The organism is Williamsia phyllosphaerae, from assembly GCF_014635305.1.
Lineage (GTDB): Bacteria > Actinomycetota > Actinomycetes > Mycobacteriales > Mycobacteriaceae > Williamsia_A > Williamsia_A phyllosphaerae.
In genome coordinates this window covers 1,791,529-1,813,172 of sequence record NZ_BMCS01000001.1, presented here as the reverse complement: position 1 = coordinate 1,813,172, position 21,644 = coordinate 1,791,529, and the positions used below count along the sequence as shown (strand labels likewise).

The window sequence follows — 21,644 nt, the reverse complement described above, 5'->3', positions numbered from 1 at the left end:
TACGCTGCGTAGTGCGCCATCCGGCCGTCGTCCCCAGCGAGAAGGAAACCCGGTGTCAGAGCTCAACCCCTTTCGTCACCTGACTCGCGTCGCTGCGATCGCCGCCATGGGCGGCGCATTGGCCCTCGGTACCACCGCGTGCGGCGCCGGCCAGATCGCCCAGACCACCAATCAGGCCGCCGCGGTGAACGGCTCGTTCGCCACCCTCGGCGACATCGCCCTGCGTGACGTCCACGTCGTGTTCCCTTCGTCGGGCAACGCCGCGTTCGTCAACGGCGGGCCGCTGGAACTGGCGTTCCTGATCTCGAACAACAGCCCGTACAAGAACGACCGGCTGCAGTCGATCACGTTCGCGTCCGGCACCGGGACCGTGACCATCGACGGCAGCCAGGACATCCCGGCGACCAAGACGTTGCGCGCGGGCCAGCCGTCCCAGCTCCTCACGTCGCCCACCGCGTCGACGAGCCCGTCCTCCTCGAGCAGTGAGTCGTCCAGCCCGTCCTCGTCGAGCAGTGTCCCGTCCAGCTCGGCACCGTCGAGCACGTCGTCGTCGAACAACTCCGCCGATCCGAGCGAGACCCGCATCACCGTGACGCTGACCGGCGCGGGCAAGCAGATCACCCCCGGCCTCACCGTGCCGTTGGTGTTCACCTTCGCCGAGGCGGGCAAGACCACACTGAACGTCCCGGTCGACGCCGGTTCGGTCCTGCCGCGTGACGAGCGCGCGGTGCAGAACCCCGGCGGCGGCGAAGAAGAGGGAAGCGCGAGCGAAGGCGAGGGCTGAGTCCTCCCCGGGGAGTGTCGGTCCGCGTCGATAGTGTTGCCGCGTGGCCAAACCCCGTTCGTCCTATCGATGCACCGCTTGCGGCCATCAGTCCACCAAGTGGGTCGGACGTTGTCCCGAGTGCGGTGAGTGGGGCTCGATAGACGAGGTCGCCACCGTGGCCACGTCGACGCGTGGTTCCGTCGCGATCGCCCCGTCCACCCCGGCCCGCCCGATCACCGAGATCGATCCCACCGCCGCCGCGGCGTTCCCGACGGGTATCGGTGAACTCGACCGGGTCCTCGGATCCGGTGTGGTGCCGGGATCGGTGGTGCTGCTCGCCGGCGAGCCCGGCGTCGGCAAGTCCACGCTGCTGCTCGAGACGGTGAAACGCTGGGCCGTGCAGGGCAAGCGGGCGCTCTACATCACCGGCGAGGAGTCGGCCGCCCAGGTCCGGTTGCGCGCCGAGCGCACCGGCGCGGTGCACCCCGAGGTCTACCTCGCCGCCGAATCCGATCTCGACACCGTCCTCGGTCACGCCGCACAGGTGCAGCCGAGCCTGATGATCGTCGACTCGGTGCAGACCATGGTCGCCGGCGGATCCGATGGCGTCAACGGCGGTGTCACCCAGATCCGTTCGGTGACAACGGCACTGACATCGCTGGCGAAGAACTCCGGGATCGCCATCATCCTCGTCGGCCACGTCACGAAGGACGGCGCCGTCGCCGGCCCCCGATCGTTGGAGCACCTCGTCGACGTCGTGCTGGCCTTCGAGGGCGACAAGCACTCGTCGCTCCGGATGGTGCGGGGCATCAAGAACCGGTTCGGCGCGTCCGACGAGGTGGGCTGCTTCGAGCAACGCGGCGACGGCATCCACGAGGTCCCCGATCCGTCCGGCCTGTTCCTGCACCATCGCGACTCCGAGGTGCCCGGCACCGCCATCACCGTCGCGATGGACGGCAAACGGCCGATGGTCGGTGAGGTGCAGGCGCTGGTCTCCCCCACCCAGAACGGTTCGCCCCGACGGGCCGTCAGCGGCCTGGACTCCCAGCGGGTGGCGATGATCCTGGCCGTTCTCGAGGGCCGTATCGATGTGAAGGTGTCCACCGTCGAGGTCTACGTGGCCACCGTCGGCGGGATGAAGCTCACCGAGCCCGCTGCCGATCTCGCCATCGCGCTGTCGGTCGGCTCGATCGTGAAGATGAAGCCGCTGCCGCGCTCGACCGTCGCCATCGGCGAGGTCGGGCTCGCCGGGGAGGTGCGCCGGGTGTCCGGGGTGGGCCGTCGGGTGGCCGAGGCCAAGCGTCTCGGGTTCCGACACGCGATCGTGCCCGCCGGGTCCACCGACCTCCCCGCAGGCATCAAGGTGACCCAGGTGGCCGACCTGCACGAGGCGGTCCGGGCGGCGCTGGTCACCAGCGCCGACACCTATCGCTTCTGACCTGCGTTCAGCCGCCGAACTCCGGTGACGCGAACTGGCTCTTGGCCCGGCTCTCACGGAAGTGCACGCGGGGGTCGACGACGATGAACAGGCCGTGCGCGCCACCCACCTCGTCGCCGGCGCGGCCGTCGTCGGCGATGAGGTGTGCGACGGCACGAACGTAGACCTTGCGGCGCTGAGTCCCCAGGATCTCGGTGTCGAACCGCAGCCTGCTGCCGAGCTGGATCGGCTTGGCGAAGTCGATGTTGAGCACCGCGGTCACCGCGGTGACCCCCATCAGCATCACGTTCATGCCCATGATCTCGTCGAACGCCGACGACAGGATGCCGCCGTGGATCATGCCCGGACCACCCTCGAAGTGCGGTTCGACGACCATCTGACCGGTGATCGCCATGCCCTCGCCGGCGCGGGCGTCGAGGTGCAGGCCGTTGGGGGCATCCGGTCCACAACCGAAGCACATCCGGTTGTGGGAGGGCATCCGATCTCCCGGCGCCAGGGCGTCGGTGCGGCGCTGGGCCGGCTCGAGACCGTCGGGTACGACAAAGGTGCTCTTCACACGCAGTTAATCTAGTCGGCGTGACCCACGACGGAGAGACTCACCCATGGCGGACGTGACGCACGGCGATCTGCTCCGCGCCACCATCGCGCGGGTGGCCCCGGGCACCGGCCTGCGCGATGGCCTCGAGCGCATCCTGCGGGGTCGCACCGGAGCGCTCATCGTCCTCGGCTACGACGACGACGTGGAACGCATCTGTGACGGCGGGTTCGCGCTCGACGTGGAGTTCGCCCCGACCCGGCTCCGTGAGCTGTCGAAAATGGATGGCGCCGTGGTTCTCTCGACCGACGGGACCCGCATCCTGCGCGCGAACGTGCAGTTGGTTCCCGACCCGTCGATCCCCACCGAGGAGTCGGGCACCCGACACCGGGCGGCCGAACGCACCGCCATCCAGACCGGTCATCCGGTGATCTCGGTCAGTGCGTCGATGTCGATCGTCAGCGCGTACGTCGCGGGTATCCGGCACGTCGTAGAGGGCTCCGACCCGATCCTGTCGCGCGCGAACCTCGCCGTCGCGACCCTGCAGCGCTACAAGACGCGGCTCGACGACGTCAGTGCCGCACTGTCACGAGCGGAGATCGAGGACTACGTCTCCCTGCGCGAGGCCATGACCGCGGTGCAGCGGATGGAGATGGTGCGCCGGGTGTCGATGGAGATCGAGCAGTACGTGCTCGAGCTGGGCGCCAACGGCCGCCAGCTGAGTCTGCAGCTCGAGGAGCTGGTCGGCGACAACGACTCGATGCGCGAACTCGTGGTCCGCGACTACTACTCCAGTCCGGAACCGGCGACCATCGAGGAGGTCCGGCAGGCGATCGAGGCCATCGAGGCGCTCAACGACACCGACCTGCTCGACCAGACGCTGCTGGCGGGCGCGTTCGGCTACCCGACCACCCTCGACGCGCAGGACACGACGATGAGCCCGCGCGGCTATCGCCTGCTCGCACGGATATCGGGGTTGCAGTTCGCCCATCTGGACCGCCTGGTCCGCAGCTACGGAACCCTGCAGGCCCTCCTCGCCACGAGCGCGTCGGACCTGCAGGCCATCGACGGCATCGGCGGCATCTGGGCCCGACACATCCGGGAGGGCCTGTCCCGCCTGGCCGAGACGACCATCGAACGGTTCGACTAGCTCTGAGCTCCCGGTGCGATCAGGCGCCGGGCGGGTTGGTGAAGTTGAACGTGATCGGCGCGCTCTGACGCTGGCCGAGTTCGCCGACGGCCTGGTACGGACCGGCGCCTGCCTGCACGCGCGGCAGCTTGCAGCCGGGCGCGCTGGTCGTGCCCGACCAGACGATCGTGTCCTTGAACTGCTGTGCGGGCTTGAGCAGCTGGTTGTTGACGGTGTTGATCGGCGAGCAGTCCGTCGCCGACCAGATGTAGCGCGTCCCGTCGAGGCTGCGCACGGTGACGTTCTGCATGTCCTTGCCGACGTCACGGGTGCACTCGGTGAGACCCGCGTTGGTGACGACCAGTGTGAAGGTCGGCTTCTCGCCGGTCGTGTACGAGGGCTTGTCGGTGTAGAGCACCACCGAGATGTTCTGGTCAGGGCACAGTCCGCTGGCCGGGACCGCCCCCGGGGCCTGAGAACTCTGCGGCGCCCCGGACGAGGACGGGCTGGACGAAGCCGGTGCGCCGGAGCTCGAGGGCGCGGCCGAACCGCCACCGGATCCACCGCCGCCGGTGACCCCGGACTGCGACGGGTCGATGCTCTCCGGGAGCTGGGTCGACGACGGAGAAGTGCTCAGGCTCGCGCTGGTGTTGGTCGGTTTGTCGCCCGACCCACCGGTGGCCAACACGATGATGCCGACGATCACCACGACGACCAACACCACCACGCCGACGGCGAGCGCGCGGCGACGCCAATAGATCTCGGGTGGGAGAGGTCCCTGCGGTTCCAACACGTTTCAACGCTATCGGCCGGGGTCGGTGACCCGTCTGACCTGCCGCGGCGTGTCGGTCACAAAGTGTTCAGCTCACACCGACGGGAGGGCGTGGTCGGTGTCCGGCTGGTCGCTGACCTCACCCACCACCTCACGCAACCACGCGCGTCCCTCGGCGAGGCTGTAGGTGAGACCCACGATGCCCAGTTCGCCGGCCTCGATCGCATCGGCGATGATCCGGCTGCGCTCGGTGAGGAGCTTGGTGGTCTCCTGGACGTGGCGGGCCTCGAACTCGTCGACGCGGGTCAGGCCCTCGGCCTTACCCGCCAGCACGCTCGGCGTCACCTTCTCGACCACGTCGCGGATGTAGCCGCCGGGGATCTGGGCCTCGTCGACCGCCTTGATCGTCGCGCCCACCGCGCCGCAGCTGTCGTGACCGAGGACCGCGATGAGCGACACCTTCAGCACGGCCACGGCGAACTCGATCGAGCCCAGCACCGCCGAGTCGATGGCCTGGCCGGCGGTCCGCACGACGAAGAGATCGCCGAGTCCCTGGTCGAACACGATCTCGGCCGCCACCCGGGAGTCCGAGCAGCCGAACAGAACCGCCTTCGGGGTCTGCCCGCCGGTCAGACGGTTCCGGTCGTCGATACCCTGGCTCGGATGCTTGGGTTCACCGTTGACGAATCGGTCATTTCCGTCGCGCATCTCGCGCCACGCCTGTGCTGGGGTCATGTTTGCCATGTCTGACATTCTGCCGAATGCGTTTCAGCAGCGCCTCCTGACATGGTTCGACGTGCATGAACGCGACCTCCCGTGGCGCGGGGAGTCGGTGACACCCTGGCAGATCCTCATCAGCGAGATCATGTTGCAGCAGACGCCGGTGGCCCGGGTGATCCCGAAGTGGCTGGAGTGGGTCGAGCGGTGGCCGGTGCCCTCGGCGATGGCCTCCTCCGGCGTCGGCGAGGTGGTGCGCGCGTGGGGCAAGCTCGGTTACCCGCGCCGCGCGATGCGACTGCACGAGTGTGCGACCGCGTTGGCCACCCGCTTCGACGATGTCGTCCCCAGCGATGTCGAGACGCTGCTGACGCTGCCCGGCATCGGTGACTACACCGCGCGGGCGGTGGCCTGTTTCGCGTTCGACCAGTCGGTGCCGGTGGTCGACATCAACGTGCGACGCGTCATCGCACGCGCGGTCCACGGTCGCGGCGACGCCGGGAACCCCGCGCGCACCGACCTGGCCGACGCGCAGGCACTGCTGCCCGACGACCCCGCCCGCGCCCCGCGGTTCTCGGCCGCGCTGATGGAACTGGGCGCACTGGTCTGCACGGCCAAGAACCCCCGCTGCGGTGATTGTCCGGTCCCCGAATGCCTCTGGGTCGGCCTGGGCCGGCCCGCGGTCACCACCGTCAAGAAGGTGCAGAAGTTCGCGGGCACCGACCGCCAGGTGCGCGGACTGCTGCTCGACGAGTTCCGCGGCAGCGACGGTCCGGTCGGCCGCGACCGCATCGACGCCATCTGGACCACCGACATCGGGCAGCGGGAACGGGCACTCGACTCCCTGCTGGCCGACGGTCTCCTCGAGACCATGCCCGACGGACGCTTCTGCCTCGCGGGCGAATCCACTCAGAGAACGCCGGAGAGGAAGGCCTCCACCGCTCCGCGGTAGACCGCAGGCTTGTCGTCGTGGACCAGATGTCCCGCGCCGGGGATCGCCAGATGGGTTGCGTGCGGGTTCGTCTCGGCCATCCGGGCCATCTGACCGTCCGGGGTCACGGAGAACTCGGCCTCCAGCAGCAGCGTCGGCGCCTCGACCTGCTCCCACTGCGCCCAGAAATCCCGCTGCCCCCACTCCTCGGCGATCGCCGCCCAGATCTCGAGGTCCCCGTGCAGTCGGCCGTCGTCGAACGCCTCGTAGAAGTAGCGCCCCGCCACGGGCCCGAACATCTCGTCGGCCTGCGCCCGGGTCGCGAACCGGTCCGGCCACGACGAGAACCACGGCGTCCAGGACCTCGTGGTCTGTCCTCGGAAGTCCGGCGCCATGTCCTCGACCACAAGCGCGGCAACGAGTTCCGGGTACTGCGCCGCGGTGCACCAGGCGTGGAGGCCGCCCATCGAGTGGCCGATCAACACCGCAGGCCCGCGGTCGATCCACACGAGACACTCGGCGACGTCGGCGACGAACCTCTCGGTGGCGATCTCGTCGGCCGCGACATCGTCGAGGTCGATCGAACCCGCCCCGGTGTGCCACGCCGCGTCGACGGTGAAGACGCGTCCGTGGCGTCGCAACCAGGGGATCTGCCGACGCCAGGTCCGTCCCCGCCCCATCAGGCCGTGGAGGAGCACAATGGTCGGCGCACTGTCCCCGGCGTCGCTGCCGTGATCGCGCAGTCCGGTCTCCCACGATCCCGAGTCGGCCGTCACGGTGGATACGATAGCGACCATGGCAGTCGTGAAGATCAACGCAATCTCGGTTCCCGACGGCGCAGGCCCTGAGCTGGAGAAGCGCTTCGGCAACCGCGCCCACAGCGTCGACGGGACACCCGGGTTCCTGGGCTTCCAACTGCTGCGACCCACCAAGGGCGAGGACCGCTACTTCGTGGTGACGCAGTGGGAGACCGAGGAGGCGTTCGCCGCCTGGGCCGACGGCCCCGCCCGCGCCGCCCACGCGGGTGAGCGCGCGAACCCCGTGTCGAGCGGTGCGTCGCTCCTGGAGTTCGAGGTCGTGCTGGACGTCAAACCGAGCTGACGCCCGCCACGCTGTCGTCGGATCGCCGCCCGACGACGAAGCCCTGCGGGTGGGCATCCACCGGGCGTGCGGCCCGCTCGAGACGTGCGACGGTCTCGAGACCCACGGCCCGCATCGCCTCCACGACGTCCTCCGCGGAGTGCCGGAATGCCGTCATGTCGACGTCGTGACCGTAGGCCCGCGTGATGTTGCGACGACCGGTTCCCGCCTGGAACGCGACGAGAACGACGCCGCCCGGCCGGAGAACCCGACGGAACTCGGCGAGCGGCCCGATCAGGTCGTCCGGCGAGAAATGGATGATCGAGTACCACGCCAGGACCCCGTCGAAGCGGCCGTCTGTGTGGGGGAGCCGGGACAGATCCCCCTGGACGACGTCGTCGGCCGCACCCCGCGCCAGGGTCCTGCGAACCATCTCCTCCGACAGGTCGACCCCCGACACCCTCAGTTCAGGGTTCAGCGACTTCAGATGTGACACTATCCGCCCGGCTCCGCATCCGGCGTCGAGGATGCGGCGACCCGGGGCCAGTTCGATAAAGTGGTCGATCATCGCGATGTCCACGTCCGCCTCGAACGAACAGTCCGGCAACAGGTTTGCGTACGATTCGGCGACGACGTCATACGTCGTACGAAGCGCGGCCCGTTCGATGTCGTCCATGTCCGCAGGGTAGGCGCAGAAACGGGTCGGGCCGCCACCGACGGTGCCTGGCCGAATCAGCGCGGCGCCGCTACCGTTGACCACATGGCAGAACCTTCCGGAGAGGCGGCTGCGCCCTCCGGGACGCCGCTCCCCATGTTCCCGCTCGGCATGGCGTTGCTACCCGGCGAGATCCTGCCGCTGCAGATCTTCGAACCGAGGTATCGCGAGATGCTCGCGGCCTGTCTCGAAGCGCCCGAACCCTCCTTCGGCGTCGTGCTGATCGCGCGGGGACGCGAACTCGGCGGCGGCGACGAACGGCACATGGTGGCCACCGAGGCGACGATCGTCGAGCATCACATCAAGGACGACGGCCGGGCACTGCTGCGGTGCGTCGGCGCCGATCGCCTGCGCGTGGTGGAGTGGCTGCCCGACGACCCCTACCCGATGGCCACCGTCGAGCCGTTTCCCGACGAATCGGTGACCGCCCTCGAACAGGCGTCGCTCGAGACCCTGTACGCGGAGGTCGCCGAGGACATCCGCGCCCTGTTCGAGTTGGTCCGCACGGCCGGGCGCACCGAGGCGCAGTTCGACGACACCGTCTACGGCGACGTCGACCGGGCGTTCCGATGGGCCGGCCAGGTACCGCTGGGCCAGGCCGATCGGTATGCGATCCTCGCCGCGCCCTCGGCCCAGGAACGGATCGGCGTCTTGGCCGAGGCGGTCGAGTCGGTCACCGCGGCCATCCAGTTCCAGCTGCTGGACTGATCCACAGGCAACAGGGGTTGGCAAAATTGGAACCTGTTCTAGTATTGGTGTGACAGGGACCACGCCACAACTGCACTGGAGCACTCCAATGACCGACACCGTCGACACCGCCGCCCCCGACACCGCGGGCACCGGCTCGTACGACTACGACAAGCTCTACATCGGCGGACAGTGGGAGGCACCGCACTCCACCGACGTGCTCGAGGTCTTCTCCCCCGCCACCGGCGAGCGCGTCGGCAGCGCTCCGCACGGCGACGCCACCGACGTCGACACCGCCGTCGCCGCCGCCCGCGCCGCCTTCGACTCCGGCGTCTGGGCCGACAAGACCCCGGCCGAACGCGCCGACGTGATCGCCAAGGTCGCCGATCTCATCGACGCGCGGATGGGTGTCATCGGCTCCCTGGTGTCGGCCGAGATGGGCGCGAGTCAGATGGACATCGCCACGCTGCAACAGCTTCCGGGCACCGGCGTGCTCCGCGCCTACGCCGAGGCCGCGCGCGAGTACCCCTGGGTGGAGTACCGGACCGGACTGTTCGGACAGACGAAGATCCAGCGTGAGGCGGTCGGCGTCGTCGGTGCGATCACCGCGTGGAACGTCCCCCTGTTCCTGCTGTGCAACAAGCTCGGACCGGCACTGGCCGCGGGATGTTCCGTCGTCCTCAAGCCCGCGCCCGAGACACCTCTGAGCGCCTTCGTCCTGTGCGAGATCTTCTCCGAGGCCGGCGTGCCCGACGGCGTGCTGTCGGTCGTCACCGGTGGGGTCGAGACCGGCAAGGCTCTCGTGAACCACCCGCAGGTCGACAAGATCACCTTCACCGGGTCCACCGCCGCCGGCCGTGCGATCGGCGCGGCGTGCGGCGAGCAGCTCAAGCGGTGCTCACTCGAACTCGGCGGCAAGTCCGCCGCCATCGTCCTCGACGACGCCAACATCGACGAGATCGCGGGCATGCTCGCGTTCTACGGCCTGTTCAACAACGGTCAGGCCTGCGTCGCGCAGACCCGCATCCTGGTGCCCCGCGCACGTCGCGACGAGATCGTCGAGGCGGTGATCGCCGCCGCGAAGACCATGACGCCCGGCGTGCCGAGCGATCCCGAGGCCAAGCTCGGCCCCCTGATCACCTCCAAGCAGCGCGACAAGGTGGAGAACTACATCAGGCTCGGCAAGGAGGCTGGTGCCACCCCGGCACTCGACGGCAGCCGCCCCGAGGGCCTCGACTCCGGATACTTCCTGAGCCCGACTGTCTTCACCGGCGTCACCAACGACATGGCCATCGCCCAGGAGGAGATCTTCGGCCCGGTGCTCTCGGTCATCGACTACGACACCGTCGAGGAGGCGATCGACATCGCCAACGACTCCGAATACGGTCTGGCCGGGGCGATCTGGACCGCCGACGTCGAACGCGGCCTCGAGATCGCATCGAAGATCCGCACCGGCACCCTGGGCATCAACTGGTACGCCATCGACCCGTCGTCGCCGTTCGGCGGCTACAAGAACTCCGGGATCGGCCGCGAGAACGGCAAGGAGGGCCTCGAGTCCTACCTGGAGCACAAGTCGATCATCCTGCCGATGGGCTACACCCCACAGGTCTGATCCCCCCACTGCACGCACGGGGTGAACACGTAGCTTGGAGGCGACCATCGTCCCCGTCGAAAGTGATCCCCGTGCGCCGCAGTCTCAAGATCTCGAGTTCCGTCATGGCCCTGTGTGTGGCGGTGAGTGTCGCTGCCGCGTGCGGTGATTCCGATTCGTCGGACGCGTCGTCGTCGTCTGCCGCGACCACCACCGCAGCTGCCGACACCACCGACACCACGGCCGTCGAACCCACCACGCCTGCGGCCGCACCGCCGAGCAGCGGCGTCTCGGGCTCGGCCGGCATTCCGGCCATCACACAGAACTCCACCGACCTGAAGAAGGAGCCGATCATCGGGGTCGGCGGTGCCAACCCGCCCGCCGGGCTCGTCATCTCCGACCTGGTCACCGGTGAGGGCAGGACCGCGGTGGCCTCGGACACGGTGAACGTCCAGTACACGGGCGCGCTGTACAGCAACGGCAAGGTGTTCGACGGCACCTGGCAGCGCGGCGGGGAACCGACCAGCTTCTCGCTGGCCGAGGTGGTCCCCGGATTCACACAGGGCATTACCGGCATGAAGATCGGCAGTCGCCGCGAGATCGTCATCCCGCCCGCACTCGGATACGGCGATCAGCCCCAGGGGGAGATCCCCGGCGGCTCGACCCTCGTGTTCGTCGTCGATCTCGTCGGCATCAGCTGACGCCGCTCGTGGGTGCCGGCGCCGGCGGCGTCACGCTCGGGGTCGCGGCCGCGGCGGGCGCCGGCCCCAGGTGCAGCTTGTCGCGCAGGGAGTTGTCGGTGATGACCTGGATGTCGTCGATCAGCCACCGATCACCCGACTTGCGCATCGAGTACTGAACTCGGCTGGGTTCAACGCGGACCAGCTCGGTCTGACCGCGGGTCACCGACTGGTTCATGAAGATCAACACGACGGCACGATCGGCGTTGCTCGAGACGACCCCGGCCTCCTGGATCGACACCGCCGAGCGCACGTTCTGCTTCTTGACCTCGGCCGACAGGTCGCTGCTGGACATGATGCCGTCGTAGGTCTTGCGGGCGTCACCGACCAGCGCGGCCTTCGCCTGCGCGACGTTCTCGTCGACATCAGCCGGGGTGAACCCGAACATCACCGTGGCGTAGCGCTTCCCGGCGTCGAGCGCGGCGGAGCGGGCGTCCTCGTCGGAACGCGATCCGGCGTACCGCAGACCGAGCACGGTCGCCGCGACCGCGCCGGCCAGGAGCAGCGCGACCATGACGGCGCCGACGATGCGCACACGCGTCGACTTCCAGACGCTCGTCGAGTCGGCCATCACGTCACCCACTCGACGTTGTCCATCTTCATCTCACCATTGATCATGGTGATGCTGACCTTCCACCGGAACGTCTGGACCACCGGACCCTGATCGGCCGGCGGCGGCGCGGCACCCGCAGCGGGCGGCGGGGTGTCCATCGTCCACCCCGACACCAACATCACCGTCGCCGAGTCGGCGTCACTGTCGACGACCGCGTCGGACAGGATCGTCCCCTTCGTGGTGACGCCCTGCGACTTCACGAGATCGGTCGTCTGCTGCAGCGACTGTTGCAGTTGCTCGAGTGCCTTGCCGCTGGTCTTGGTCTCGAAGGTGTTGGTCACCTGGTCGATGGTGGTAGGGCTCAACGACGTCAGGTTCACGATCATCTGACGGGCGAACGCCGAGTACTGCGCGCGCTGCGCGGCCCGGTCGTCGATCCGATCGGTGCCCGTCGCGAACAGCACCGACGCCACCACGAGCCCGACGATGAGCACGCCCGCGACGACACCGGCGAGTGCGAGACCGAGACGCGAACGGTCCGCCCGCTTCTTGACCACCCGTGCGCCGGTGTCGGTCGGCGACCCTGCGCGACGACGCTCGCGGTAGGACATCGCGGCACCGGATCGCTGCGGCGCGGCCTCCGGCGACGTCGTGTCGGTGACGGTACCGGTGTCGGCGGCCTCGACCGCCGGTTGCGCGGCCGGCGTCGACTTCTTCCGACGGATCTGGTTGATCGGGGCCGTCTTTCGCGGCGCCGACTGGTTCGTGCGGGGTCCGGTGGACGCCGACACCGACCGTGCCGCGGTCCCCTCGGCCGCCGGCGGACCGGCCGGTCGGCGGACTCGACGGCGTGCGGTGCCGCGGGGCACCGGCTTCACCTCGTTCGAGGTCACTTCACTGTTCCCGTGATCAGGCCCTGCCATGTGGCGGTTCCTCCTTGCGCGGCGCCGTCTGCGGACCCGACGTTGTAGGTCTTGCCGTCCGGACCGATCGCATCCCCTGACACCGGATCGTACGCCGCGCCGTAGACCGCGGGCGCTCCGTCGAACGACGACGGGGTGGCCGGCGTGAGCTGACCGTCGGGCAGGTTGCGCACTCCGGGCAGGCCCTGCGGGAAGGGCACGTTCTCGGCCAGCGGCTTGTAGCCGGTCGCGCATTCGGCGGGGGTGGCCGCGCGCCGTCCCGGGAACTCCGCGCACGGGAAGTTACGTGCGCCGCGTACGCCGACGTTGGAGTCCTGCGGGACGCGACAGAGCAGTCCCGGCGGGAGGTCTCGCGCTGTCGTCACCGACGCCGGGCGTCGCTCCGACGCGGGTAGGAAGCCCACCGTGCAGGTGCCGGGATCCTGGAACCCCAGGGCGAAGTCGACGTTGGCGCCCTTGCGCGGGTCCTCGGTGTTGACGGCCGTGATGAGCGCCTGGATCAGCCGCGGATAGAGCACCATGACCTGCTGCAGGTTGGGCAGATACACCGCCAGCGTCCGCCCCGCGGTGGCGAGGTTGTCGAACAGCAGTGGCAGCGTCTGGTCCATCGACGCGAACAGCTCCTGCGCCTGGTTCGTCGTGCCGGGGCCCTTGCTCAGGATGTCGCGCAACTCGGGGTCGTTGGCCCGGATCTGATCGGTCACCTGCGCCACGTTCGACGTCCACTGCCGGATCGCACCGACGGTCGCGGTCTGCGTCTCGAGCAGCGGCGCGGCCTGTTCGATCAACGCGACGGTCTGATCGGAGTTCTTGTTGGCCTCGTCGGCGAACAGGGTGAGCGAGTCGAGCAGACGCTGCAGGTCCTCACCGGATCCGTTGAACGCGTTGAACGCCTCGTTCATCACCCGCCGCAGCTTGGTCGACTGCACCTTGGCGAGGAGGGCGTTGGTCTGATCGAGCAGGGTCGAGACCTCCACCGGCACAGTCCCGTTGCGAACCACCGACCCGTCGGTGAGATTGCCGCGTTCGCTGCTGCCCGGGTCGGGGGTGAACTGGACGAACTGCTCGCCGACGGCGGAGACGCTCTGCACCGACGCGCTCGACGACTGGGGGATGTGGCGGTCGCTGTCGATGGACAACGTGGCCCGGACGCCCGCCGAGTTCAGGGTGACCGACTCGACCTTGCCGACCGTGACGCCGCGGTAGGTGACGTTGGCGTTCTGATAGATCCCGCCGGTGCTCGGCAGGTCCACCTTGACCGTGTATCGGCCGATGCCGAACAGCGCGGGCACCTGGATGTAGAAGACACTCACCGCGATCAGCGAGACCACGGTGATGATCGAGAAGATGATCAGCTGGATGCGTACGAAGCGGGAGATGGTCATCGGCCCGCCTTCGGTGTGGTCGTCTTCGGTGCAGGGGTCTTCGGTGCGGATGTTTTCGGTGCGGGGGCTCCGGCATCATCACCGTCGGTCAGGGGTGCGGTGAACGGGTTGGCCCCGCGCTTGGCCGCACCCGCCGACGTGCCCAGGACCGCCTCCGGTCCGTAGACGGCCGCGGGAGCGCCCGCACCCAGGCTCGCGAAGGCACCGCGGCCGAGTCGGCCGTTGGTCAGGTCGAGGTTGATGACAGCGTTGACGTAGTCGCCCTTGACGATCTTCGGGATGACCGACTCCGCGAACGGGAACGTCACGAGGATGTTCAGCGACTGCGTCAGCGACGTCCCGCTGTCCTGGAGTTGGTCGAGCACCGGCGACAGGTTGCGCACGATCGTCTCGATGTTCTCGCCGTTGGCCTTGAGGATGTCGTCGGTGGTCCGACTGAGACGGCCCACCGAAGCCAGCGCGTCGGTCAGGTTGACCCGCTGATCGACGAGGAGCTTCAAGATCTTCGGACCGTCGTCCAGTGCGCGTTCGATGGTCGGCGACTGCTCGTTGAAGTTGCGGCTCAATCGATCCAGACCCTCGACGGCGGAGATGATGTTCGCGCGCTGCTTGTCCAGATCCGACACCAGCGTGTTCAGTCGCGGGACGAGGTTGCGGATGACGTCCTGTCGGCCTGCGAGGGTGTCGTTGAGTTCGTGGACGACGTCACCGATCTGCGACAGCCCACCGCCGTTGAGGACCACCGACAGCGAGCTGAGCACCTGCTCGACGGTGGGGTAGGTGCACTGCGCCACCTGCTGTGCGGAGTTGATGTCGGCCACCGGGGTGACGTTCGACGGGGTCTCGATGTTCTCCTGCTCGGGGCAGGCCGTCAGCGGGATCTCCTGGCCGGCCTTCATCATCCCGCCGGTCGGCTTGTCCGGCTGGACCACCTGCAGGTTGAGCGAACCCAGCACGCTGGTGAGCCCGACCATCACATGCGACCCGTTGGGCACCTGGGTGCCCTTGTCGAGGCGGATGGTGACGAGCGCCTTCCAGTTGCGCACCGAGATCTTGCCGACGCTGCCCACGGTCGCGTCGTTCATCAGCACGGGTGCGTTCTGCACCAGGTTCGCGGCGTTCGGGATGAGCGCGGTGATCTCGTACGACCCGTCCCCGGTGCCCTGCGCACCCGGAACCGGCAACGAGTTCAGTCCCTGGAACGCGCACCCCGACGTCGCGAGCACCGCCACCGACATCATCGCCACGGCGACCGACCGTGGACGCCGCATCGCGCCCGGGAGCCCGCGCATCAGTTCTGACCCCCGAACGGCACGAGCAGGTTCGCCAGCGGAACGTTGCCGCCGTAGGACTTCCGGGTCTGCGCATCCTGATCGACGATGCCCTGCTGTGCGCGCGCCCGCACGCTGGAATCCTGGTACTGGATCTGCCCCGGGCGGGCGTTGATGCCGGTCACCGGATTGATCAGTGCCGGTGGGTAGTTGACCGAGATGGTGGAGATGATCGGACCGAGGATGTCGACGCACTTGGAGACGTCGGCCTGGCTGGTGCCGGGACGGTCGTTGGCGGCCAGCGTGCCGCAGAGGAGGTCGATGAGGTTGCCGAACTGCCCGAGGCCGAAGATGCCGCTCAACGACCCCGTCAGCGGGTTGTAGATGTTGTAGAAGTTGCTCAGCTGCGTGGGCGCCGAGTGCAACAGGTCGCGGATCTGCGAATCCTTCTGCGCCAGGGTCGAGGTGACGTCGGACAGACGTTGCACCGACTCGGTCAGCGACTTGCCGTTGGTGTCGATGAAGTTCTTCACGTCGGTCAGCGCCGAGTCCAGGTTGGTGAGCGCGCCGTTGAGGTTCGCGGTGTTGTCGGCCAGCACCTGGCTCACCGACGCGATCCGTCCGTTGAACTGGACCAGTTCCTCGTGACTCTTCTCCAACGCGCCGGTCAACGACTGCAGGTTCCGGATGGTGCCGAACAGGTCGCCGCGGTTGTCGGACAACGTCGCCGACAGATCCGACAACTGCTTCACCGACTCGCGGATCGCGGATCCGTTGCCGTTGAGGTTCGCGTCGGCGGTGTCGACGAGGCGCGCGACCGATCCCTCGTCGGCACCCTTCGGACCCACCGCCGCGGTCAGACGGGTCAGCTCCTTCTTGATGTCGTCCCACTCGACCGGCACCGCGGTGCGGTTCATGGGGATGTCCGAGCCCGACGCCAGCTGCGGACCGTTGGCGTAGACCGGTGAGAGTTGCACGAAGCGGCCCGACACCAGGCTCTGCGCGACGATGACCGCGGAGACGTCGCGGGGGATGTCGGTGTCGCGGTCCACCTCGAACGCGACCTTCACATCGGCCGAACGCGGGGTCACCGAGCTGACCGTGCCGACGTCGACGCCCAGGACCCGCACCGGGTCACCGGGATACAACCCGTTCACCGCGGTGAAGTAGGCGGTGTAGCTCTTGTAGACGGCCTTCTGGTAACCGAGGTACGCGACCACGACCACCACGATCACCAACAGCACGGCCACGATCACCTGCCACGTCCGCTTGCCGATCCGCGCCATCACCGGCCCCCGCTTCCGTCTCTGGGTGAGCCGACCTCGGGGATCGAGCGGTCGGGGTCGCTCTCCTGATCGGGGCGCAGGAAGACCTTCGGGGGCAGCAGTCCGGTGTAGCTCAGGGCCTTGGCCGCCTCGGGATACTTCTGCTGCAACAGGTTCAGGAACACCGACGTGTAGTCACCGAAGGTGGGGACACCGACGAGCGAGGAGAAGTAGGGGCCGCTGGCCACCGCCTCGCCGAGCACGTTGGCGTAGGGCCCCAGACGATCCAGCGTCTGCTTCAGGTTGTCGGAGTTGTCCTGCAGGATCTTCAGCACCCGGTTGAGCTTGCCCAGTACCGGGGTGAGCTGGGCGTTGTTGTCGGCGATGAAGCCGCTCAACTCGGCGGTGACGTCCTTGATACCGACGATGAGTTGTCCGACCGCGAACCGGCGCGCCTGCAGCTCACCGAGCAGCGAGTTGGCGTCCACGAGCAGCGAGTTGATCTGACCGCTGCGCTTGGCGATCACGTCGGTGACCCCCTTGGCGCGCGACAGCAGCAACGTCAGCGCGTCGTCGCGGTCGGCGATCGACTTCGACAGCCGCGCAACCCCGTCGACCGCCCCGCGCACCTCACGAGGTGTCCCGGCGAACGTCGCCGAGAGCGTGTTCAACGCGTCGTTGAGCTGACCGGTGTCGGTCTCGGCGATCGAGGTCGTCGTGTCGTCGAGGGCATCGGTCAGCGAGTACGGCGAGATGGTGTTGCGGTTCGGGATGGAGTCGCCGGGCGTCAACCGCCCACTCCCCCGCGGGATCAGGGTCAGATTCCGTCGTCCGAGGACCGTCTCGGTCTTGATCGAGGCCTGGCTCTCGGTACCGACCACGACGGTGTCGTTCATCGAGAACGTGACCTTGGCCTTGGTCCCGACATCGGTCTTCGCCAGGCCGATGCCCTTGACGGTTCCGATGGTGACACCCGAGACGACCACGACATCACCGTCTTTGAGTCCGCCGGCGTCATCGAAGTAGGTGGTGTAGATGCTGCCACTGGACAGGTACGGCAGCTTGTCGACCTGCAGGGCGACGATGACGACGAGGGTCGTCACCACGACGCCGATGATGCCGATCTGGGCGCGTGAGCGGTCACCCCGGCCCTCGCTGCGCGCGGCGTCGGCGGTCGCCGAGGCGGGGTTGGGGGCGCGTCTCCCCCGTAAGAAGTCACTGATCGAGGCCATCATCTCGGGGTCGCACACCTCCCGCCGGGGTTGACGTTGTTGCCGGTGTCGTCGAGGGATCGGTACACGATCTCCTTGTTGTCCGGTCCGGTGAAGTAGATGTCGACGCGGCACAGCCAGATCTGCAGCCACGCACCGTAACTGCCGAGGTTGCTCAGCGCTTTGAAGTCACCCGGGAAGCGTTGCAGCAGACCACGCAGGAACGGCTCGTCGCCGAGCACCTGGTCGGAGACCTGGCCCGTCCTGGTGACGATGTTGTTCAGGTCCGGCCGGGTGGTGTCGAGCAGGCCGGCGAGGTCGTTGGTCAGCTGCGAGGTGTTGGTCACCGCGGCGCCGATCGAGTCCTTCTGGGAGGCGAGCCCGGTGATCAGCTGCTGGAGTCGGTCGAGGGAGGTGTCGAAACCCGCCTTGTCGGCGTCGATGGTCTTGAGGGTGCCGTTGAGGTTGTCGATGACCTCGCCGATCAGCTGATCGCGGTCGGCGAGGGTGTCGGTGAACGACGCCGTGCTGCGCAGCAACTGGGTCAGCGCGGGCCCCTGGCCCTGGAAGACCTGGATCAGCGACGACGACAGCTCGTTGACCTCGGCGGGATCCAGGGTCTTGAACAGTGGCTTGAACCCACCGAGCAGCTTGTCGAGGTCGAGCGCGGGCTCGGTCTGCGACTCGGGGATGGTGGCGCCGGCGGACAGGAACGCCCCCGGATCCCCGGTGCCCTCGGCGATCTCGACGAAACGGTCGCCGGTGAGGTTCTCGTAGCGGATCATCGCGCGCACCGACTTGGGGAGTCGGTACTGCCGGTCCACGCTGAAGTCGACGGTCGCGGTGTTCGACGGCTTCAACGACACCCCGCCGACCTTGCCGACCTCGACACCGGCGATGCGCACCTTGCTGCCCGACTTGAGCTGCGACGCGTTGGCGAAGGTGGCCTTGTAGTCGTTCGTGGAGCCCGATCGGTACTGGCTGAACACCACGACGAGGGCCACGAAGATCAGCACCATCGTCACGGCGAAGCTGCCGAGTTTGATCGACGTGCTGCGGAATGCCCGTGATCGGGCCGTCGACCTAGCCACGGGGCGCCGGTCCGAACATGATCTGGAACAGCTTGCGCGGGTCGGCCTTCGGGGTGGTGCGCGGCTGATAGGGCTGCGGTGCGGTGTCGCCGACGTAGAACGGCGCGTGCGTGGTGGCGTTGATGTCGGACAGTCCTAGCGCGCAGGTCGGTGGTCCCTGCACGTTCACCTTGGGCAGGTCCTCGGGGTAGCGGTAGGGCTCCTTGCCCGGCAGGACACCGGCGTTGAGCGAGATGTAACCGGTCTTGTCACCGAAGATCGGCAGCGCTTTCTTGCCCGCGCCCGCGGTCGCCTTGAGGAAGCAGCTCAGTCCCGGCGCGTAGTAGCCCAGCAGCTGCGACACCGGATCGAGGTTGGACAGCGCCGTCATCACCGTCTGCTTCTTGGGCGCGATGATCCCGTTGACCGTGTTGGCCAGTCCGGTCGTGTTCACCAGCAGCGCATCGAGATTCGAGGAGTTGTCGACGAGGGTGTTGCCCGTGCGGGTGAAGTTGTCGACGACGCGGGACAGGTCCGGGAACACGTCGGCGTAGACGTTCGTGACCGTGGCGGTGGCATCGATGGTCCGGTTGAGGTCGTCGAGCACCGGATTGGTGCGCCCCAACAGGTTCGACAGGTCCTCGAGGCCCTTGCCGATCTGATCGCCGCGGCCCGACAGCGCGGTGTCGAGCGCGCCGAGCGTCGCGTTGAGCTTGTCCGGCTGGACCTTCGCCAGCACGTCGACCAGACGCTGGAACACGGTGTTCAGCTCGACCTGTACCCGGTCGGCGGAGATCGAGCCGCCCGAACGCAGGTGGGTGGTGGAGGGGTCCGCGGGGATGTCGAGGTCGACCGACTTCGCGCCGAACACGGTGTTGGACCGGATCTGTGCGGTGACGTTGGCCGGGACGCGGCTCAGCTGATCGGTGTCCATGTTGAGTTTGAGTTCCACGCGGTCGCCGTAGGGCTCGATGCTCGCGACGCGGCCGATGACCACGCCCCGCAACCGGACCTTGGCGTCGGCGTTCATCACCAGACCGGCCCGATCGGCCGTGAGCGTCACCGGCGAGGTGTCGCGGAAGCTGCCGGAGAACTGCATCACGGCGAGGGTGAACACGACGACGATCGCGGCGACCATGCCGACCGCGGCGAGCTTCTTGCTCAGGCTGGAGCGTTCTGTTCTCATCTTGTGGCCTACCCCGAGAGGTTGAACTTCCCGTCGGCGCCATAGATGGCGAGGGACAGCAGCAGGGTGATGACGACGACCACGACCAGCGAGGTCCGCACGGCGTTGCCGACCGCGATGCCGACGCCGACCGGGCCGCCGGAGGCGTTGTAGCCGTAGTAGGTGTGGATCATCATGACCGCCACGGCCATACAGATGGCCTGCACGAACGACCACAGGATGTCCGAGGGTATGAGGAAGGTGTTGAAGTAGTGGTCGTAGACGCCGGACGACTGCCCGTATATCAGCACCGTGGCGAAACGACTGGCGAGGAACGAGGCGACCGAGGCCAGCGCGTAGAGCGGGATGATCGCGATGAGGCCGGCGACGATGCGCGTGCTCACCAGGTACGGGATCGACGAGATCGCCATGGACTCGAGGGCGTCGATCTCCTCGCTGACGCGCATGGCGCCGAGCTGGGCGGTCGCGCCGGCACCGATGGTGGCGGCCAGGGCGATGCCGGAGATGACGGGCACCGCGATGCGGACGTTGATGAAGGCCGAGAAGAAGCCGGTCAGGACCTCGACACCGATGTTCGACAGTGAGCTGTAGCCCTGCACCGCGATGGTGCCGCCGGTGAACAGGGTCAGGAACCCGACCACGACGACGGTGCCACCGATCATCGCGAGCGCGCCGGTGCCCATGCTGATCTCGGCGATCAGACGCAGCGTCTCGCGCTTGTAGGCGCGGACCGCTCGGGGGATGTTGATGAGGCTGTCCCAGTAGAAGAACGCCTGATCACCGATGCGGTTCCACTCCGAGCTCACGCGGCCCGCCGAACGAGCGGTGCGGATTCGGACGCTGGAGGGAACGGGTACGACCATGTCTCAGCCGCCCGTCGCTTTGAGACCGACGGCCGTGACGACCACGTTGACGACGAACAGCGCCATGAAGGAGTAGACGACCGTCTCGTTGACCGCGTCACCGACACCCTTCGCACCACCCTTGACGTTCAGACCGCGATAGCAGCCGACCAACCCCGCGAACAGGCCGAAGAGCGCGGCCTTGATCATCGAGATCATCAACTCACCGAACCCCGTGAGCAGCGTGAGGTTGGCGATGAACGCGCCGGGGTTGACGTCCTGGAGGTAGACCGAGAAGACGAAGCCACCGCCGAGACCGATCGTGCACACGAGGCTGTTGAGAAGGATAGCCACGCCGGTCGACGCGATGACCCGCGGCACCACGAGTCGGTGGATGGGGTCGATGCCCAACACCTTCAGCGCGTCGATCTCCTCGCGGATGGTCCGGGCGCCGAGGTCGGCGCAGATGGCCGTGGCTCCTGCGCCGGCCACGATCAGCACGGTGACGATCGGACCGATCTGGGTGATCGTGCCGAGGGCGGCACCTGCGCCGGACAGATCCTGCGCACCGATCTCGCGCAGCAGGATGTTCAGGGTGAAACTGACCAGGACGGTGAACGGGATGGCGACCAGAACCGTAGGGACCATCGACACCCGCGCGATGGCCCAGGACTGCTCGACGGTCTCGCGGGCCTGGAAGGGACGGCGCGGCAGCTCACGTGCCGTCGCCACGGCCAGTGCGACGAAATCGCCGACCCCCTCGAAAGGAGCCGTTAGGCGAACGTTCACCGACTCTCCTCACGCAACGGTGCACAACGGACCACACGTCCGGCCGGT

23 protein-coding genes are annotated in these 21,644 nt (G+C 67.9%); 8 read left to right on the top strand and 15 right to left on the bottom strand.

Features of this window, described 5'->3' with window-relative positions:
• The first annotated feature begins 52 nt into the window (after nt 1-52).
• Nucleotides 53-784, top strand: coding sequence for a copper chaperone PCu(A)C domain-containing protein (locus tag IEV93_RS08590; protein ID WP_188488758.1), 732 nt, complete (start codon nt 53-55; stop codon nt 782-784).
• Between the two features lie 43 nt (nt 785-827).
• Entirely contained in the window at nt 828-2,204 is a 1,377-nt protein-coding gene (radA, locus tag IEV93_RS08585) for a DNA repair protein RadA (RefSeq protein WP_188488756.1), read from the top strand.
• A 7-nt stretch (nt 2,205-2,211) separates the two neighbouring features.
• Here radA and IEV93_RS08580 read toward each other — a convergent pair whose 3' ends face one another.
• Nucleotides 2,212-2,760, bottom strand: coding sequence for a PaaI family thioesterase (locus IEV93_RS08580; protein ID WP_229704977.1), 549 nt, complete (start codon nt 2,758-2,760; stop codon nt 2,212-2,214).
• A gap of 46 nt (nt 2,761-2,806) precedes the next feature.
• Here IEV93_RS08580 and disA point away from each other — a divergent pair, with 46 nt between their 5' ends.
• Nucleotides 2,807-3,889 (top strand): DNA integrity scanning diadenylate cyclase DisA, encoded by a 1,083-nt coding sequence (disA, locus tag IEV93_RS08575; RefSeq protein WP_188488754.1) that lies wholly within the window; start codon nt 2,807-2,809, stop codon nt 3,887-3,889.
• 19 nt (nt 3,890-3,908) lie between these two features.
• On the opposite strand, the gene IEV93_RS08570 is transcribed toward disA, so the two are convergent.
• Both IEV93_RS08570 and IEV93_RS08565 read right to left on the bottom strand, forming a co-directional pair.
• Nucleotides 3,909-4,661: a hypothetical protein gene (locus tag IEV93_RS08570; protein ID WP_188488752.1), complete on the bottom strand. Its 753-nt coding sequence runs from the start codon at nt 4,659-4,661 to the stop codon at nt 3,909-3,911.
• Between the two features lie 72 nt (nt 4,662-4,733).
• Nucleotides 4,734-5,384, bottom strand: a complete 651-nt coding sequence (locus tag IEV93_RS08565; RefSeq protein ID WP_188488750.1) for a carbonic anhydrase — start codon at nt 5,382-5,384, stop codon at nt 4,734-4,736.
• Here IEV93_RS08565 and IEV93_RS08560 point away from each other — a divergent pair.
• Entirely contained in the window at nt 5,383-6,309 is a 927-nt protein-coding gene (locus IEV93_RS08560; RefSeq protein ID WP_188488747.1) for an iron-sulfur binding domain-containing protein, read from the top strand. The two genes, IEV93_RS08565 and IEV93_RS08560, sit on opposite strands and share 2 nt — an antisense overlap.
• Here the strand turns inward: IEV93_RS08560 and IEV93_RS08555 are convergent.
• Nucleotides 6,267-7,085 carry an alpha/beta fold hydrolase gene (locus IEV93_RS08555; protein WP_188488745.1) on the bottom strand — a complete coding sequence of 273 codons (819 nt, stop codon included), beginning with the start codon at nt 7,083-7,085 and terminating at the stop codon, nt 6,267-6,269. The two genes, IEV93_RS08560 and IEV93_RS08555, sit on opposite strands and share 43 nt — an antisense overlap.
• Between IEV93_RS08555 and IEV93_RS08550 the strand changes: the two genes are divergently transcribed.
• Complete coding sequence (locus tag IEV93_RS08550; RefSeq protein ID WP_188488743.1) at nt 7,084-7,389, top strand: antibiotic biosynthesis monooxygenase family protein; 306 nt, start codon at nt 7,084-7,086, stop codon at nt 7,387-7,389. The two genes, IEV93_RS08555 and IEV93_RS08550, sit on opposite strands and share 2 nt — an antisense overlap.
• Here IEV93_RS08550 and IEV93_RS08545 read toward each other — a convergent pair.
• Nucleotides 7,376-8,044, bottom strand: coding sequence for a class I SAM-dependent DNA methyltransferase (locus IEV93_RS08545; protein WP_188488741.1), 669 nt, complete (start codon nt 8,042-8,044; stop codon nt 7,376-7,378). The genes IEV93_RS08550 and IEV93_RS08545 overlap by 14 nt on opposite strands.
• An 84-nt stretch (nt 8,045-8,128) precedes the next feature.
• Here IEV93_RS08545 and IEV93_RS08540 point away from each other — a divergent pair, with 84 nt between their 5' ends.
• The 3 genes from IEV93_RS08540 (at nt 8,129) to IEV93_RS08530 (ending at nt 11,062) form a co-directional block, all read left to right on the top strand.
• Nucleotides 8,129-8,791 (top strand): LON peptidase substrate-binding domain-containing protein, encoded by a 663-nt coding sequence (locus IEV93_RS08540; RefSeq protein WP_229704976.1) that lies wholly within the window; start codon nt 8,129-8,131, stop codon nt 8,789-8,791.
• Nucleotides 8,792-8,879: 88 nt separating this feature from the next.
• Nucleotides 8,880-10,382: an aldehyde dehydrogenase gene (locus tag IEV93_RS08535; protein ID WP_188488739.1), complete on the top strand. Its 1,503-nt coding sequence runs from the start codon at nt 8,880-8,882 to the stop codon at nt 10,380-10,382.
• Nucleotides 10,383-10,453: 71 nt separating this feature from the next.
• On the top strand, nt 10,454-11,062 hold the full coding sequence (locus tag IEV93_RS08530) for an FKBP-type peptidyl-prolyl cis-trans isomerase (RefSeq protein WP_188488737.1): 609 nt from the start codon (nt 10,454-10,456) through the stop codon (nt 11,060-11,062).
• On the opposite strand, the gene IEV93_RS08525 is transcribed toward IEV93_RS08530, so the two are convergent.
• From IEV93_RS08525 to IEV93_RS08480, 10 genes are read right to left on the bottom strand one after another with little or no spacing between them, the layout of a single operon-like run.
• Entirely contained in the window at nt 11,055-11,672 is a 618-nt protein-coding gene (locus IEV93_RS08525; RefSeq protein WP_188488735.1) for a hypothetical protein, read from the bottom strand. The two genes, IEV93_RS08530 and IEV93_RS08525, sit on opposite strands and share 8 nt — an antisense overlap.
• Nucleotides 11,672-12,547 carry an Rv1363c family protein gene (locus IEV93_RS08520; RefSeq protein WP_188488733.1) on the bottom strand — a complete coding sequence of 292 codons (876 nt, stop codon included), beginning with the start codon at nt 12,545-12,547 and terminating at the stop codon, nt 11,672-11,674. Before IEV93_RS08520 ends, IEV93_RS08525 begins: the two co-directional genes overlap by 1 nt.
• The gene (locus IEV93_RS08515) at nt 12,544-13,962 is read right to left on the bottom strand and encodes an MCE family protein (RefSeq protein WP_188488731.1); all 1,419 of its coding nucleotides are present in this window, start codon (nt 13,960-13,962) and stop codon (nt 12,544-12,546) included. Before IEV93_RS08515 ends, IEV93_RS08520 begins: the two co-directional genes overlap by 4 nt.
• Nucleotides 13,959-15,254: an MCE family protein gene (locus IEV93_RS08510; protein WP_371873803.1), complete on the bottom strand. Its 1,296-nt coding sequence runs from the start codon at nt 15,252-15,254 to the stop codon at nt 13,959-13,961. Before IEV93_RS08510 ends, IEV93_RS08515 begins: the two co-directional genes overlap by 4 nt.
• Nucleotides 15,254-16,519: an MCE family protein gene (locus tag IEV93_RS08505; protein WP_188490465.1), complete on the bottom strand. Its 1,266-nt coding sequence runs from the start codon at nt 16,517-16,519 to the stop codon at nt 15,254-15,256. The genes IEV93_RS08510 and IEV93_RS08505 overlap by 1 nt, the downstream gene beginning before the upstream one ends.
• Nucleotides 16,519-17,733 carry an MCE family protein gene (locus IEV93_RS08500; protein ID WP_371873802.1) on the bottom strand — a complete coding sequence of 405 codons (1,215 nt, stop codon included), beginning with the start codon at nt 17,731-17,733 and terminating at the stop codon, nt 16,519-16,521. The genes IEV93_RS08505 and IEV93_RS08500 overlap by 1 nt, the downstream gene beginning before the upstream one ends.
• The gene (locus IEV93_RS08495) at nt 17,730-18,800 is read right to left on the bottom strand and encodes an MCE family protein (RefSeq protein WP_229704975.1); all 1,071 of its coding nucleotides are present in this window, start codon (nt 18,798-18,800) and stop codon (nt 17,730-17,732) included. Before IEV93_RS08495 ends, IEV93_RS08500 begins: the two co-directional genes overlap by 4 nt.
• Complete coding sequence (locus IEV93_RS08490; protein ID WP_188490462.1) at nt 18,793-19,917, bottom strand: MCE family protein; 1,125 nt, start codon at nt 19,915-19,917, stop codon at nt 18,793-18,795. The genes IEV93_RS08495 and IEV93_RS08490 overlap by 8 nt, the downstream gene beginning before the upstream one ends.
• A 56-nt stretch (nt 19,918-19,973) precedes the next feature.
• A complete protein-coding gene (locus tag IEV93_RS08485) occupies nt 19,974-20,828 on the bottom strand; it encodes an MlaE family ABC transporter permease (RefSeq protein ID WP_188488729.1) in 855 nt (284 codons plus the stop codon).
• A gap of 3 nt (nt 20,829-20,831) precedes the next feature.
• The gene (locus tag IEV93_RS08480; protein WP_188488727.1) at nt 20,832-21,596 is read right to left on the bottom strand and encodes an MlaE family ABC transporter permease; all 765 of its coding nucleotides are present in this window, start codon (nt 21,594-21,596) and stop codon (nt 20,832-20,834) included.
• Between the last annotated feature and the right edge of the window lie 48 nt (nt 21,597-21,644).

Excerpts from the sequence above, each read along its gene's own strand:
- IEV93_RS08565 (WP_188488750.1), bottom strand. The coding sequence starts at position 5,384 with ATGGCAAACATGACCCCAGCACAGGCGTGGCGCGAGATGCGCGACGGA.
- IEV93_RS08550 (WP_188488743.1), top strand. The coding sequence starts at position 7,084 with ATGGCAGTCGTGAAGATCAACGCAATCTCGGTTCCCGACGGCGCAGGC.
- IEV93_RS08540 (WP_229704976.1), top strand. The coding sequence starts at position 8,129 with ATGGCAGAACCTTCCGGAGAGGCGGCTGCGCCCTCCGGGACGCCGCTC.
- IEV93_RS08485 (WP_188488729.1), bottom strand. The coding sequence starts at position 20,828 with ATGGTCGTACCCGTTCCCTCCAGCGTCCGAATCCGCACCGCTCGTTCG.
- IEV93_RS08525 (WP_188488735.1), bottom strand. The coding sequence starts at position 11,672 with ATGGCCGACTCGACGAGCGTCTGGAAGTCGACGCGTGTGCGCATCGTC.
- IEV93_RS08515 (WP_188488731.1), bottom strand. The coding sequence starts at position 13,962 with ATGACCATCTCCCGCTTCGTACGCATCCAGCTGATCATCTTCTCGATC.
- IEV93_RS08545 (WP_188488741.1), bottom strand. The coding sequence starts at position 8,044 with ATGGACGACATCGAACGGGCCGCGCTTCGTACGACGTATGACGTCGTC.
- IEV93_RS08490 (WP_188490462.1), bottom strand. The coding sequence starts at position 19,917 with ATGGTCGCCGCGATCGTCGTCGTGTTCACCCTCGCCGTGATGCAGTTC.
- IEV93_RS08505 (WP_188490465.1), bottom strand. The coding sequence starts at position 16,519 with ATGGCGCGGATCGGCAAGCGGACGTGGCAGGTGATCGTGGCCGTGCTG.
- IEV93_RS08555 (WP_188488745.1), bottom strand. The coding sequence starts at position 7,085 with ATGGTCGCTATCGTATCCACCGTGACGGCCGACTCGGGATCGTGGGAG.
- IEV93_RS08510 (WP_371873803.1), bottom strand. The coding sequence starts at position 15,254 with ATGCGCGGGCTCCCGGGCGCGATGCGGCGTCCACGGTCGGTCGCCGTG.
- IEV93_RS08500 (WP_371873802.1), bottom strand. The coding sequence starts at position 17,733 with ATGATGGCCTCGATCAGTGACTTCTTACGGGGGAGACGCGCCCCCAAC.
- IEV93_RS08560 (WP_188488747.1), top strand. The coding sequence starts at position 5,383 with ATGTCTGACATTCTGCCGAATGCGTTTCAGCAGCGCCTCCTGACATGG.
- IEV93_RS08535 (WP_188488739.1), top strand. The coding sequence starts at position 8,880 with ATGACCGACACCGTCGACACCGCCGCCCCCGACACCGCGGGCACCGGC.
- disA (WP_188488754.1), top strand. The coding sequence starts at position 2,807 with ATGGCGGACGTGACGCACGGCGATCTGCTCCGCGCCACCATCGCGCGG.